At 52.9% G+C, this 14,292-nt stretch carries 14 protein-coding genes; 11 read left to right on the forward strand and 3 right to left on the reverse strand.

Annotated features, from left to right (window positions below):
* Nucleotides 1-15: 15 nt before the first annotated feature.
* Nucleotides 16-1,311 carry a BaiN/RdsA family NAD(P)/FAD-dependent oxidoreductase gene (locus CGZ75_RS21585; RefSeq protein ID WP_089526324.1) on the reverse strand — a complete coding sequence of 432 codons (1,296 nt, stop codon included), beginning with the start codon at nt 1,309-1,311 and terminating at the stop codon, nt 16-18.
* 146 nt (nt 1,312-1,457) lie between these two features.
* Between CGZ75_RS21585 and CGZ75_RS21590 the strand changes: the two genes are divergently transcribed.
* The 6 genes from CGZ75_RS21590 to acpS all read left to right on the forward strand — a co-directional run bounded on the left by CGZ75_RS21590 (nt 1,458) and on the right by acpS (nt 6,131).
* Nucleotides 1,458-2,324 (forward strand): alpha/beta hydrolase, encoded by an 867-nt coding sequence (locus CGZ75_RS21590; protein ID WP_176444954.1) that lies wholly within the window; start codon nt 1,458-1,460, stop codon nt 2,322-2,324.
* Nucleotides 2,325-2,372: 48 nt separating this feature from the next.
* Entirely contained in the window at nt 2,373-4,058 is a 1,686-nt protein-coding gene (locus tag CGZ75_RS21595) for a two-component system sensor histidine kinase NtrB (protein WP_089526326.1), read from the forward strand.
* Nucleotides 4,059-4,137: 79 nt separating this feature from the next.
* On the forward strand, nt 4,138-4,263 hold the full coding sequence (locus tag CGZ75_RS26305) for a hypothetical protein (protein WP_281255130.1): 126 nt from the start codon (nt 4,138-4,140) through the stop codon (nt 4,261-4,263).
* Nucleotides 4,264-4,439: 176 nt separating this feature from the next.
* Nucleotides 4,440-4,874 (forward strand): BrxA/BrxB family bacilliredoxin, encoded by a 435-nt coding sequence (locus CGZ75_RS21600; protein WP_089526327.1) that lies wholly within the window; start codon nt 4,440-4,442, stop codon nt 4,872-4,874.
* 34 nt (nt 4,875-4,908) lie between these two features.
* A complete protein-coding gene (nadE, locus tag CGZ75_RS21605) occupies nt 4,909-5,718 on the forward strand; it encodes an ammonia-dependent NAD(+) synthetase (protein WP_089526328.1) in 810 nt (269 codons plus the stop codon).
* Nucleotides 5,719-5,741: 23 nt separating this feature from the next.
* Nucleotides 5,742-6,131: a holo-ACP synthase gene (gene acpS / locus CGZ75_RS21610; protein WP_089526329.1), complete on the forward strand. Its 390-nt coding sequence runs from the start codon at nt 5,742-5,744 to the stop codon at nt 6,129-6,131.
* Between the two features lie 464 nt (nt 6,132-6,595).
* On the opposite strand, the gene CGZ75_RS21615 is transcribed toward acpS, so the two are convergent.
* Nucleotides 6,596-6,940, reverse strand: coding sequence for a c-type cytochrome (locus tag CGZ75_RS21615; RefSeq protein WP_089526330.1), 345 nt, complete (start codon nt 6,938-6,940; stop codon nt 6,596-6,598).
* Nucleotides 6,941-7,060: 120 nt separating this feature from the next.
* Between CGZ75_RS21615 and CGZ75_RS21620 the strand changes: the two genes are divergently transcribed.
* The 3 genes from CGZ75_RS21620 (at nt 7,061) to CGZ75_RS21630 (ending at nt 10,178) form a co-directional block, all read left to right on the forward strand.
* On the forward strand, nt 7,061-8,062 hold the full coding sequence (locus CGZ75_RS21620) for an AraC family transcriptional regulator (protein WP_089526331.1): 1,002 nt from the start codon (nt 7,061-7,063) through the stop codon (nt 8,060-8,062).
* Nucleotides 8,063-8,202: 140 nt separating this feature from the next.
* Entirely contained in the window at nt 8,203-9,519 is a 1,317-nt protein-coding gene (mutY, locus tag CGZ75_RS21625) for an A/G-specific adenine glycosylase (protein WP_089526332.1), read from the forward strand.
* A gap of 2 nt (nt 9,520-9,521) precedes the next feature.
* Nucleotides 9,522-10,178, forward strand: a complete 657-nt coding sequence (locus tag CGZ75_RS21630; RefSeq protein ID WP_089526333.1) for a bifunctional 4-hydroxy-2-oxoglutarate aldolase/2-dehydro-3-deoxy-phosphogluconate aldolase — start codon at nt 9,522-9,524, stop codon at nt 10,176-10,178.
* Between the two features lie 75 nt (nt 10,179-10,253).
* Here the strand turns inward: CGZ75_RS21630 and CGZ75_RS21635 are convergent, their stop codons facing one another.
* Nucleotides 10,254-11,417 carry a DUF418 domain-containing protein gene (locus CGZ75_RS21635; RefSeq protein WP_089526550.1) on the reverse strand — a complete coding sequence of 388 codons (1,164 nt, stop codon included), beginning with the start codon at nt 11,415-11,417 and terminating at the stop codon, nt 10,254-10,256.
* A 148-nt stretch (nt 11,418-11,565) separates the two neighbouring features.
* Between CGZ75_RS21635 and CGZ75_RS21640 the strand changes: the two genes are divergently transcribed.
* Both CGZ75_RS21640 and CGZ75_RS21645 read left to right on the forward strand, forming a co-directional pair.
* Complete coding sequence (locus tag CGZ75_RS21640) at nt 11,566-12,336, forward strand: response regulator transcription factor (protein WP_089526334.1); 771 nt, start codon at nt 11,566-11,568, stop codon at nt 12,334-12,336.
* Nucleotides 12,333-14,201, forward strand: coding sequence for a sensor histidine kinase (locus CGZ75_RS21645; RefSeq protein WP_089526335.1), 1,869 nt, complete (start codon nt 12,333-12,335; stop codon nt 14,199-14,201). The genes CGZ75_RS21640 and CGZ75_RS21645 overlap by 4 nt, the downstream gene beginning before the upstream one ends.
* Nucleotides 14,202-14,292 lie beyond the last annotated feature (91 nt).

The following is a 14,292-nucleotide window of genomic DNA, read 5'->3' on the forward strand; positions in this document are numbered from 1 at the left end:
CGGTTCAAGCAATCGTCAGTCAGCGCTCGCCTGCTCTTCCTTGACCTGCAGTGCCGCGCTCTCTCCGGCATGGCGGCCGGTTGTGAAAGCGGCTGTAATGTTGTATCCACCGGTGTAACCGTGCAGGTCCAACACCTCTCCGCAAAAGTACAGCCCCTGGATTAGCTTGGATTCCATCGTCCTTGGGTTGATTTCTTTCAAATGAACGCCGCCGCCAGTAACAAACGCTTCTTCGATGGATAACGTGCCGTTCACGCGGACGGGCAATTCTTTGAGCAGCCGAGTGTACTCCTGCAGCGTAGCGCGACTCAGATTATCGTAGGTGACCAGGGGATTCAATCCCGCTAGCTCAAGGGAAAATTCAATCATCCTGTCCTGCATCAGCTCGGTTAGAACGTTTTTGAACGCCTTGCGGGGCTCATTCTCCGCCAGTGTCAGCAGTTCGCTGTACAGCCCGTCAGCGGAGCGGTCAGGAAACAGATCAACGGTGAGCCGGACATCCGCGCCACCGTTTTTTTTGCGTTCCTTAACGACGAACTGGCTGCAGCGCAGCGCTGCCGGGCCTGATAAGCCGAAGTGGGTGAAAATCATGTCTCCTTCTTGCTCGGTGAGAACTTTGCCCTTAGTGTTCCATACGGACAGCACGATCGCGCGCAGCGAGAGCCCCTGAAGCCTGCGACTGCGGATGAACGGCTCCGCTGAGGTGAGCGGCACCTCTGTAGGATAGAGCTCCGTCACCGTATGTCCGGCAGCATCTGCCCACGGATAAGCATCTCCGGTTGAGCCGGTGTGAGGCACTGACATGCCGCCTGTCGCCACGATAACGGCGCGTGCAAGCAGTTCACGTCCGTCGGTCAGCCTGACGCCGCGAATATGTCCGTCCTCATGCATCAGCTCGGAAACCTTTTCGTTGATACGAATCGTCACGCCGCTGTCTCGAACAGTTCCGACCAGAGCGTCCACGACCGTCTTGGCCTTGTCCGATACAGGGAACATGCGGCCGCGATCCTCTTCCTTGAGACGGATGCCCAGCGACTCGAAAAACGCAATTATTTCGCGGCTACCGAACTCCGATAAGGCGCTGTGCAAAAATTTTCCGTTGCCGGGAATGTAGCGGATCAGCTCAAGCGGCTCTTTATTGTTCGTTACATTACATCTGCCACCTCCGGAGATGCCAAGCTTGCGGCCAAGCTTGCTGCCCTTATCAAGGAGCAGCGTCCCAGCACCGCCCTTGCCGGCGGCGGCTGCGGCCATGAGTCCCGAGGGACCTCCACCAATAATGATAATGTCAAATTTCTCGCGACTTGTCATGCTATCTTGTTCGCTCCTTTTATAAACGATGATTCCTGAAGATAACTTCTTGTCCGACTGCAAAGGTCGGTATTGTATTCTGACAGATACAGACTACAATCAGTGTATCAGAACTGCAGCCAAAGCGAAAAAAGGAGGGGATGAGGATGCGCGAATGGATTCTCAAAACAGGGGATGACAAAGAGCTGTATGCAAGGGAATGGCAGCCGAAGTCCCATTCGGCCGAAAAAGCTACAGCTGTCGTATGTTTTGTGCATGGCATGGGTGAACATAGCGGACGTTACGATGATCTTGCTGAAGCGCTCTCCGAGGTAGGGATTGCATCACTCGCTTATGACCAGCGCGGACATGGACGATCTCCGGGCCGTCGGGGACATGCAGACAGCATGGAGCAGCTATCCGGGGATGTCGAAATGCTGATTGGCGAAGCGGAGGCACGATTTCCCGGAGTACCCTTATTTCTGTACGGCCACAGTATGGGTGGAGCTGTAGCGCTGCACACCGCGCTCACCCGAAACCTCCCACTCAGAGGGCTCATCCTGTCCAGTCCTTGGCTTCGTCTCGAATCTCCGCCTTCACGGGTAGCGGAAGCGGCAATCGGAGTGCTGTCGAAGTTATGGCCCTCTTTAAGCCAACCGACTCGAATCAAAGAAGCGGAGCTGTACCGGCCGGGGAAACATGTCGTAGCGGACAGTCCCATGGACGACGATTGCCACACCCGAATTACAGCCGCTATGTACCAAGCCGTGTCAGAGGCGGGCCGCTGGTCTCTCGAACACGGGGATGAACTGAAACTACCTACTTTGTTACTGCATGGCACTTCAGACCGCATCACTTCCTTCGAGGCGAGCAAGGAACTCGCTTCAAGAATCGGCTCTCATTGCAACTTCCAACCCTTCGATGGGGGATTCCATGAGCTGCATCATGATTTGGAGCGAGAGCAATTAATTTTAAACTTGAATAAGTGGATTTATACAAACCTGGATTGTCAAAAATCGCCACCTGTGCTTTAATCGGAGGTATGCAAGACGGTTCGGCAAAAGGGGGGAATTTCTGCATAAATGTGGGAAAAATTGATACTGCAGGCGTTTGTTTCCTTATTGCCAGTGTTCCTCTACCAGCTGTGGATGTACCGGCTTAATCAAGGCCGCAGCTCGATTCCTTTTTTCTGTGTGGCGTATGGCTTCTCGCTTGCAGCCTGCTTCCTACTTACCGATACGATGGCCTACGGCTTTGATCTTAATCTACGATACATCCCTTTTCTAATGGGATCCCTTTATGGAGGGATTCCAGGGCTTGTGACTATGACGACCATTTATATCGTGATGCGCTTGCCGCAGCTTAGCGATAATTGGGAGACATTTGGATTCGTCGGCCTCATCTTGGTGCTGGTTCCTCTTCTTCTACTGACAATCCGACCTTTCCAGCTGGGCCGCATAAGCGACAAGTTCAGAATTGTTTTTTTCCTGCTCACGGCAGAGGCAGCTTATTACGCCATGATGTATCTCGGCTATTTGAATCAAAACGAGCCGAATCGCCTGGCAGAAGGAACGATCCAAATTGCTGCGATCACACTTGTCAGCTATGGCACTGCTGCGCTAACGATATACACGATCAACCAGGTGATGCAGCACTATCAGCTACAGCACCAGCTGCGGAGAATGTCTTCTAATTTTATGAACGAAGTACATAAGTTGCAGCAATTCATCGATCAAATGGCGATGGGGACGATGGGCACGGTTATCGTGGATGCCGATGGAAGAATATCTCATTTGAACGATGCGGCCATCCGGCTGAGCGGACAAGCTTTGAAGGGTCGCAGCAGACTCGAATTTACCGGCATGCCGTATAATATGTTTTTTCGCAAACAGGGAATTTGCAGCGAACTGCTTGATGATGCGATGAAAGGCAGCATGTCTCCTTCTAAGATTTTTTCGGACGGGGACCGCACTTATATGCAGACGGCCTTTCCTATCCGCAACCTGCAAGCCGGCATTGTGACGGGAGCAGCTATAGTTATTCAGGATATAACGGAGATGAGTCAGCTTCGGGCTGAGCTTGGCAGAATGGAGCGGCTAAGCCTGGTTGGGCAAATGGCCGCCAGCATCACGCATGAGATTCGCAATCCGATGGCTGTCATTCGCGGTTTCGTCCAGCTGATGCGCGAGCGGAGTCCGGATAGCCAGCAGGAGTACTTCCGTATCGTTATTGAAGAGCTTGATCGGGCCAATTCGATCATCAATGACTTCCTGTCGCTAGCCCAGAACCGTGTCATCGAAAAGGAACAGACCTCTCTCCATCATATTATCCAGGAGCTGGTTCCGCTGCTGTGGGCCGATGCCAATCTGCGAGGGCAGTCGATCGAGCTGGAGCTTGCAGATGATATGCCGCTACTGGAGCTCAATGACAAAGAGATTAAGCAGATGATTCTGAACCTGGCGCGAAACGGCATGGAAGCGATGGGGGACAAAGGAGTTTTAAAGCTTGGTACCCAGATCAACTCCGCGAGTGTTGAACTGCGGGTGGAGGACACGGGAGAGGGCATACCTGCGGACAAGCTGGCGAGGTTGTTTGAGCCTTTTTATACAACCAAAACGCGCGGCACAGGTTTGGGACTGCCCTTGTGTCTAAGCATTGCGGAGCGGCATAACGGCAGGATCGACGTGCAGACCAATCCGGGGGAAGGCACATTATTCAGAGTCATTTTCAACTTGCCTGATACACAAGAAGACTCGATAACGGCATAGTTCGCATTCTCTGCGGCATACTAGCAGGGAAGCGGCCGGCCAGCCCGGACGTGTCCATTAGACAGGAGCTGACAGCATAATGGCCAAATCCAGCAATGAATCCAAAGAACAGCAGCAACAAAACAAGCAAGCCGGCAAAGACAAAGCCCCCGAAGCTCCCGGCTTTGACAAAAAGCTGGACGGGCCGAATCGTCCTTCGATCTGACCTAAGGCTGCTGATCCTCATCTGCGGCAGCATGATCTGCCCGGTAAAATGCCGCCCTTCCCTTCATGGTGAAGAGGCGGCTTTTGTATATGCCATTTGCCGGGACATTTCCCAACGCTGGCAGATCGGGTATAATAACGGGGAAATGTTAAAATCCCCGAAAGGTGTGGTAATAAATGTCGATGTCTTTTGAACGATACATGTTTGATATGGTGCAACCAATGAGGGATGATCTGACCCGTCTTGGCATCCAGGAGCTTCGCACTACAGAGGATGTAGAGGAGAAGCTGCCTTCCGCTAAGGGAACCGCGCTTGTCGTTGTTAACTCCGTATGCGGCTGCGCAGCTGGCCAATGCCGTCCAGGCGTGGCTCAGGCGCTTGGTCATGATATAACGCCTGATCATCTGTTTACCGTTTTTGCAGGTCAAGACAAGGAAGCTACAGCAAAAGCAAGAGAGCTGTTTGCACCTTACCCGCCTTCTTCGCCTTCCATCGCATTGATGAAAGATGGCGAGCTGGTGCATTTCATCGAGCGCCATCAAATCGAGAATCGCTCGGCGGAGGAAATTGCCGCTGATCTGACCAACGCTTTTGACCGCTTCTGCCGCTAACTTTTAGCACCTTACGCAAATGGAGGAAAGAGACATGAGTCTTCAGCAGGAGATTATTGCCGCGCTAGGCGTCAAGCCGAGCATCGACCCTGAGCAGGAGATCCGCCGCCGGGTGGATTTCCTCAAGGAATACGTTGTCGGCGCGGGTGCTTCCGGGCTTCTGATCGCTATCAGCGGCGGTATCGATAGCGCCGTTGCAGCCGGTCTCTGCAAACGCGCGACGGATGAGCTGTCGCAGGAGACGGGCCGCGAGTATATTACGCTTGGGGTGTTCCAGCCGTATGGGGAGCAGTCCGATATTTCTCACAGCTATGAGGTTGCGGATGCATTCCAACTGACTCATCGCGTGGAGACGAATATCGCGGAAGCGGTAGACGAGATCGCCTTGGAGGTTGAACACAGCCTTAAAGGCATCGGCATGTCTCGCCATATCAATCGCGGCGTCAAGGGCAATATCAAGGCGAGAACGCGTATGGTTACCCAATATGCGCTTGCCGGTGAGCTGAACTTGATCGTTGTTGGAACGGATCATGCTTCCGAGGCCATCACGGGCTTTTATACAAAATGGGGCGACGGAGCGGTCGACATTACGCCTCTCAGCACGCTGAACAAACATCAGGTGCGGCAGCTGGCTGCTGTGCTCGGCGTGCCGCTCAGCGTCCAGGAGAAAGCACCGACCGCTGGATTGTGGGAAGGTCAGACGGATGAGGACGAGCTTGGCATCAAATACGATGACAATAGCGCTTATCTCGAAGGCCGCGAAATTCCAACCGAAGCGAGAGAACTGCTGGAGAAGCAATACCAGAAAACCCAGCATAAACGTTCTCCGATTCCTGGAATTTAATATACAAGCAGGAGGAACCGCTGTTGATTGTCGGTATCGGACATGACTTATGCGAGATCGACAGGGTCGAGAAGCTGCTCGCCCGCGAGACGGGCGGGCGCTTCTGCGAGCGCATCCTGACGGATCGTGAGCAATTGCTCGCGGCGCCGCTGGAGGGACGCCGATTGGCGGAGTTTGTCGCGGGCCGTTTCGCGGCCAAGGAAGCAGTAGCCAAGGCGCTTGGCTGCGGCATCGGCGCCAGCGCGGGATTCCGCGACATCGCCGTGCTGCGCGGTGACTCGGGACGTCCGATATGTGAGCTGTCCGAGCACGCTCGGTTGGCGCTCGGACTGGACGAGCCTATCGTCGTCCATATTACGATCACTCACGAGAAAGGGCTGGCATCAGCCTTTTCTGTGGTGGAGCGGATTTAGCCTGGCCGCGTATGGCCGGGAGCTGGGCAGGCGGAAAGCTGAGTAGGCTGAGAAAAGGCCAGGCAGCGCCAAAAAGCCAAAAAAGTTAGGCAAGGCGAAAAGGATAGCAAGGCCAGAAAGGTCTGGCTGAGCCTATGCAAAAGAGGGTACCCGACGAACCGGTTGAGACCGGACTGCGGGTACCCTTTTTTTTGGGGGAGAACTCGGAGAAATGCGGTCCATGCACATCCTAACGTAACTGAGCGAGCTTATTTCCCCTCAATAACGTCTCTCAGTTCCGTTACACCTGAATAGCTTTCGATTTTGCTAAAATAAAGCTTCTCTGCTTCTCAGTTCCGTTACGGATGGAGTTGCTTTAATTTCACACACAAGCGAAACTCAGAGCGGCATAGCCTAACCATTCATGCCTAGCCACTCGTGCATAGCCCGACCACTCACGCATAGCCCCATTCATACCAATTTGCTCAGCCCTTAAGGCCAGCGAGCCAATCGGTCAGAGCCTGAATTTCTTGTTCGGACAGACTATGCTTGAACCCGGGCATGAGTGAGCCTCCGTTTTCAATCTGCTGTTGGATCATTTCCGGAGTAAGGCGCGATCCAATGTCTCGAATATCCGTTTGGGCGTTCATCCGACCTTTGAGGTCTGTGCCATGGCAGCTGATACAGCTAGCCTTGTACAGGGCGATGGTTTCGGCTGGGCCCTCAGGCATAGTCTGTCCCCCAGGCGAGTTTGTTTCAGATGCACCACAGCCACCAAGCAGCAGCGCCGGAAACAGAGTAACAGCTAATAGCTTTCGATTTAGTTTCATTCGTGGAATTTCCTTTCAGCCGAATTAGAATGATTTCAATTTCATCGTATTATTTCGTATAATAGACCGGAAAGCGGGACGATAGACTCGCAAGTCTTACCACAGCAGGGAGCTGAGCGGATGGATCAAAATAAATCCGTCATCATGAGAAGCCGTCTGAGACAGCTACATGCCACTTTCACTCTCGCCGCTTGCAGCGAACTTAAGCCGGGCGGCCGGACAGAACAACCATTGCTGCATGAGCAGCATTGCCTCATGCTGCCTTTGTCAGGGCGCTGTGAGATTCAACTGAATCAAGGAGAGAAACATTCGGCCCAGCCCGGGGAACTGTATTTCATTCCTCAAGGGGTTACGATGAACTGTACGGTAGCTAATGAAGAAAACTTCCGTTTCTACTGGATTTGCTTCCATTTAGATGCAGGCACATCGGAGTTTATCCGCCTGCTGAATCTTCCTCTATTTTCTTGCATGGCCGACCCTCAGCGGGTTGAGCAGCTTTTTCACCAACTGGTGGAGCTGAAGGGACAGCTGACTCTAGCAGATGAGCTGAGAGCCCGTGCAATCGTCATGGAACTAGTCGCTTTTTTCCTAGAAGGCGGACTGATAGATCATGCCGAGTGGTTCAACGATCCTGAGCTGCAGGCTTTATCTGGCGTGCTGAACTATATCGACGAGCATCTGGCGGATAATCCAACCGTAGAGGAACTGGCCCGGCAAATCTATCTTCATCCCAATTACTTTATCACTTATTTTCGTAGCCTGACAGGGCTTACACCAATCCAATATGTCAATCAGCGCAAAATTGAGCATGCTCGCGAACTGCTGGACAGCGGAGACACTCCGGTTCAGGAGGCGGCCCGAGCGGTTGGCCTTAATAATCCTTATTTTTCCCGCTTGTTCAAGCAACAGGTAGGCATGGCGCCTCGCCGATACCGCCAGTTAATGGCAAGCAAGAAGGAGCAGCGAGTGCAACAGCCGGCTAGTGTTGGGATTGAATCTACCCGCTGGATGGAGGAATTCGGCTGGATGGAGGATGCACTTCCGGCGCATAGCAGTGCTGCCTACAGAATGCGCGGCATGGCTTGTACGCCTCATATTAGCTACAGAACGTTCAGCAATTAGAGCAAGGAATAACAGCCACAACAAAGAATCGGAAGCCGGAATTTGTTCGCGGAGCGAGTTCTGTTTTTACAAGTTCAAATCAATAGAGATTCACATCGCAAGGCTTGCAAGTGCAAGGCTGCTTGGAAGGAGCCATATCAATGAATTTATCAAGCACGGTGGACACCGCAGCCAGTTATTTCAGCCGGGAATTGCTGGCCTGGTACCGAATGAGCAAGCGGACGCTGCCCTGGAGGCAAAACCGTGAGGCTTACAGAGTCTGGGTGTCGGAGATCATGCTCCAACAGACACGGGTGGATACCGTAATTCCTTACTATGAGCGGTTCATGAACCGCTTTCCAACGCTGCAGGCGTTGGCCGAAGCGCCTGAACCCGATGTGTTAAAACATTGGGAAGGTCTTGGCTATTATTCGCGTGCCCGCAACCTACAAGCAGGTGCTCGCGAGGTCATGGAGCGTTATGGGGGTCAGGTGCCAGATGACAAAGCGGCTGTGTCCGCTTTGAAGGGAGTTGGCCCCTATACTTCCGGTGCAATTATGAGCATTGCATTCAATCGGCCAGAGCCTGCTGTCGACGGCAACGTCATGCGCGTGCTGTCACGGTATTATAATCGAGACGAGGATATCGCCAAGCCGAGCACACGGATTGGTATGGAAAAGCTTGCTGCATCGCTTATTCCCGAAGGAGCGGCTGGGGATTTCAATCAGGCGTTGATGGAGCTGGGAGCTCTAGTATGCACGCCGCGCACGCCTGGATGCCTGACTTGCCCCGTCATGATCCATTGCGCGGGACGGCTGGCTGGACGCGAGACAGAGCTGCCAATTAAGGCAAAGGCAAAACCGCCGAAGCCGCAGGCGCGGCTTGCCGCAATCATTGAAGGCACCGGCGAGCATGCCGGAAAGGTGCTGATCCGGCAGCGCCCGGACAGCGGACTGCTGGCCAGCCTTTGGGAGCTGCCCCATGTGCAGCTGGACGAGCCGGCGGTTAAGCCGCGCGGCCGAGCAGCCAAGCTGGCGGCGGCTGCCGAGCCGCCGGTGGAGCGGCAGGCCGAGGATGCCGCTGAGCTGCTACAGCGGCTGCAGGCGGAGAGCGGCCTGCGCGTTGTTGCCCGCCGCTGGCACGCGGCGGAGGAGCATACATTCAGCCATCTACACTGGATGATGAGGGTGTATGTGGCGGAGCTGGACACGGGCGCAAGCCGCGCCGTATGGCCAGCTGGGCTACGCCAAGCTGGCGCTCTGCCCACAGAAGTTGCGCAGCAGCCAGCGATAATCGCCGCAGAGTCGGCTGCGCCATATTCGTCTGCGGAGTCGTCCGCGCCTAACGCGACGGATGAGCCCGACGGGTATCGTTGGATCGGCCGGAATCAGATGCGGGATTATGCGTTTCCGAATCTTTTTGGCAAAATTCTATATGACTACTGGGACGCAACTGGGGTGGAAGAAGGGGGAGTGTGAGAATGGGCTCATTGCTGGAGACGCTGCAGCAGGAAAAGATCGTCGCCATTTTCCGTGGCATCGGGCAAGCCGAAGCGGATCGTGCCGCCCGGGCGCTGGCAGACGGAGGTATCCGCCTCATGGAAGTGACCATGAACACGGACGCTGCGCTGCCGATTTTGGCGCGTTGGCGGGAGCAGCTGGATGGCTTGGCCTTCGTCGGAGCGGGCACCGTGTTGGATGAGAAGGGGGCTCGCGAGGCAATCGCGGCAGGGGCACAGTTTCTAATCTCACCTAATCTGGACGAGGCGGTCATAACATACGGCGCAGAGAGAGGCGTATCGGTGTGGCCCGGCGTTATGACGCCGACCGAAATCGTACGTGCTTGGAAAGCTGGCGCCGAAGCAGTGAAAATATTCCCAATGGCTTCGCTCGGCCATCGTTATTTGCAAGAGCTGAAAGCACCGCTGGATCATATCCCGATGATGGCTACGGGCGGGGTCGATCTGGACAATATCGGTGATTATTTCCGAGCTGGAGCGGATGCTGTTGGTCTCGGCAGTAAGCTGGTCAATTTGCAATGGGCTCGGGAGGGCCGATTCGAGCTCATGGAGCAGCGTGCGCGAGAGTTTACGGAGACTGTGCGGGGCTTGGGTCGGCAGAGTAACTCGTTCAGCTAATATAAATGCAAAACAAAGGAGGAGACCATGACAAGGGGTCTCCTCCTTTATTTTAACGGCGGGCTTACTACCAGCTCAAGAAATTCTCCGTTTAACCTTACCGCTCAGAGTGAAATAGGTCCCCATGCGCAGCAGCCTTTCGACGGGTCCGATACGGAAGTGCGAGACGTACCAGCTGCTTGCAAACAATTGAACGGAATAGATCAGAACAGCCAGCAGAATGCCGGCGCTAACCCCGATTTTACCGAACCAACCTAATCCATATCCATAAAAAATGGTCGTGCAGATGACGCTCTGCATCAAGTAGTTCGTCAGCGACAGCTTACCTACCGCAGCGAAGCGGCTGCGCCATGTCGGCGACATTAGCTTGCTGTAAATGAGGGCAAAAGCCATGATGTAACCGATCGACAATACGGGCCCGCCTGAGAGGACCATTCCGGGAAATACGAACTTGAGCAATTTGAGTCCGATTCCGAGTGTGATGAAGATCAATGCCCCTTTTGCATACATGGGGGACTCCATATCCGGGTTCTGGAACCAGCTTTTTTTGGCCGCATAAATGCCGAGCAGGAACATGGGAAGCGAAATGAGCGGCGCTAACAACAGCAAGGCAATAAGGAATACCGGGTCTTCTTTGATCGGACTTTCTGTGTTGCGGTGATGTTTGATCTCGCTATAAGTGCCTTCTGGATAAAGGGTAACGGTTTCCTGTACATAAGTGAGCGTCTCTTTATCCATTTCTATGATTGACGGGTCGGAGGGACTATCGGATATAAATCCAAGCAGGCCCATAAGCGACATAAGCACAATGGCCCAGACGAGCAGCGTTTTGGGCTTGCGGTTCAAGAAAAGCAGTAGAAGGAATCCTAAACCTCCATAGTAAATTAAAATATCTCCTTCCCAGATGTAGACGCTATGCAGAGTTCCCAAGCTCATCAGCAGTAGAAACCTTCTAGAGAGCGCCCAACCCGGCTTGCGACCTTGCGCTACAAGGCCTTCTTTTAGCTTAAGCAGGCTGTAGCCGAACAGAAAAGCGAAGATTGGCATAAAGCTGCCCTCAATCAGGATTACGGTCACTTCGTAAAAAATCGAGTTTCCAGCAACGGCAGGAAATAAATTAAGCTTGTCGGTGCCGAACAGCCCGTACTGGAAAATCAGCATATTGGCTAGCAAAATGCCAAGCAAGCTGAATCCCCTCATGCTATCTACCAAATGAATTCTCTTTGTTTGTTGCTCCATCTTCATCTCTGTCTCCATCTCCCTCACCTCTGGAATCAGATTAACATTCCATCTTAAATTCCCGATAAACCTTTTTCTGGATGTAAAGGGAATGAAGTTTAACTAGAATTTAAACGGCTCTGGTACAATTTAGCTGAGGTGGATGATGATGCATAAAGCCCGAATTTTAATCGTGGATGATGAAAAATCGATTGTTCAACTAATTGAAATGGTTCTCCGCAAGGAGGGCTTCAAGGATATTTACGCTGTTTTCAATGCGAAGGATGCCTTGGAGGCATCTTCTAGCTTTGCACCGGATATCATTTTGCTGGATGTCATGCTCCCGGATGGCTCGGGATTTGATCTCTGTCCTAAGATCCGTCAGGGATCGAATGCTCATATTATTTTTCTCACGGCGCGCGCCTCTGATCTGGATGTACTGACGGGCTTCGCAATAGGAGGGGATGATTATGTCACCAAGCCGTTCAATCCATTGGAAATTGCCGCGCGCATTAAAGCTCGGCTACGCCGGAATGCATTGATTGATGCGGCAACGGGAACAGCACCTCCAGCGGCATCGGAATCGAGATGGGAGAGCGACAGCAGACCGGATAACGAGAGCAATAGAAGAAGATATAACTTTGGGCGCTTTGTACTGGATGAATTTTCAGGGGCACTCAAGGTAGAGGGAAGGGAGATATCCTGTCCGGCGCAAGTGTACCAGCTTCTGCTTTTCCTTTGCCGGAATGCCGGCATCGTCTTTTCCAAATCCCAGTTATACGAAAAGGTGTGGGGGATCGATGGTTGCGGAGATGATCATACGGTCATGGTGCATATCCGCAAAATACGTGAGCGTATCGAGATCGACCCTGGTAATCCGGATTATCTGCTAACGGTACGGGGGCTCGGTTATAAACTGGTCCGAGGTACGGAAGGATGAAGCGGATTCGTATCCGCTTGGCGCTGCACTTCACCTACCAGGTCGTGTTGTTATGGGTTTTTATCCTGCTGTTAATCGTACTATCTACGCTGCTCTCTACGCAGTACTTCGTCAATCGGGATTTGAAGCGGACCTTCTCCTCAGCTGCCCTGGAGAGCATTCAGCTCGACAGCGTTTTTAAGGACGGCAAGGTTACGGTGAATAAGCGATGGGATAAGCTGCTTATGGACAACGGTTACTGGCTTCAGATTATTGACTACTCCGGCGCTGTCATTTATTCCTCCCCTGCTGACAATGAGCTCAAGACCAGTTATGGCGCGGGAGAGCTGCTGCGTATTCGAGAGACGCGGCGAATGGGGCCTTATCATGTTGTTTCCTCTCTGCTGAATGAGACCGAAAGTGACGAAAAAGCAGCTTTGTATCTGATGGGGAAGAAGGATAAAGGAGCGAGCCAGCTTGAAACCTGGTTCGGGCAGTATGCGGAAAATGGTGTTGTACGGGACAGTGGGACGGCTGAGCTGAACAGGCAATTGAACGATGCAGGGAACACGCTGCAAATCGTTAATGGCAAGGGGGAGATTGTTCAGTCGCTTGGGTCTTCAGGAGCTTCCGACAGCTTCGGAGGTTCTGGTAGCACTCACGGTTCTAATGGTTCCAGTGGTTCCAGTGGCTCGGATAATTCCGGCGACTCTGGCGGTAAAACGAACTATTCTCCGCTGGAGCTTATATCTATGCGCGCGGAGCCGGGAAACTACCCGGTTGATCTGTCATTCTACTTGGATGAGAGCTCGGATTATGTTTGGCTGATCCAGCAAAAGAAGCCATCAGGCGTCTTTGTTTCACAAAGCTTATTTAGAGAAGTGATTGTCGTTCTGGCCATATTCGCCGGCTTGCTGTTATTGTCTTCGTTGTTTATTTCCATCTGGCATGGTTATCGTTATGGTCAGCCGCTTATGCTGTTCACAAGCTGGTTCGAGCGCATGAGTCAGGGCAAGTACAGCGAGGCTCTAACGGAAAAAGAGCGCAAAAAAGTGTTCAGGCGAAATGGGAAAATTCGTTTTCGCTACAGATTATATAAAGAGATGATCGCCGGTTTCTATGAAATGGCGACCAAGCTAGACTCCTCTCAGCGAGAGCTGCGAAGGCTGGAGCAAACTCGGGAGGAATGGATGACCGGTATTTCGCATGATTTGCGGACTCCTCTATCGACGATTCAGGGCTACGGGCATTTGCTGGAGAGCGGCGAGTTCGCCTGGGACGAGAAGGAGCTCCGTGAAGTAGGCAGGACTATACGTGATAAAGGCGACTATATGCTTGGCCTTTTACAGGACTTTTCCCTTACGTTTCAGCTGCGCAATAATACCGTTTCATTCCCGCTGGAGCCTATAGAATGCAATGAATTCGTTCGTCGAACAGTGCTGCGTTATGTTAATGATGCAACTATCGAGGGAATCGGCTTTGCATACGAGGAATGGGAGCGAGACCTGCTGATTGCGGGGAGTCCGAAGTGGCTGCAGCGTATGTTAGACAATCTGCTCGTCAATGCGGTTAAGCATAATCCACGGGGGACCCAGGTTACAGTTCGCGTTTTGAGGCAGGCAACGGAGGCGTTGATTGAAGTGAGCGACGACGGCATCGGTTTGGATGAAGAGACGCAAAGCAAACTGTTTGACCGTTATTACCGGGGCACCAGCACCGATGAATCAACCGAAGGAGCCGGGCTCGGAATGAGCATCGCCCGTTCTATTGCCATCGCCCACAGCGGGCGAATTAGTGTGAAATCCAATCCAGGCCAAGGTACGACAGTTGTCGTTGCTATTCCTTTGCAAAAGAGCAGGTCTGCTGACATAGCAGTTGGTGAGTGATTGAAGGAGGGAGGGAGCTGATGCTGATTCCGGCCGTACCGTGGCACAGCTAAGCCCCCTTCCTCCGCGTTCCATTCCATTGACAGCGTTT

The organism is Paenibacillus herberti, assembly GCF_002233675.1.
GTDB lineage: Bacteria > Bacillota > Bacilli > Paenibacillales > Paenibacillaceae > Paenibacillus_O > Paenibacillus_O herberti.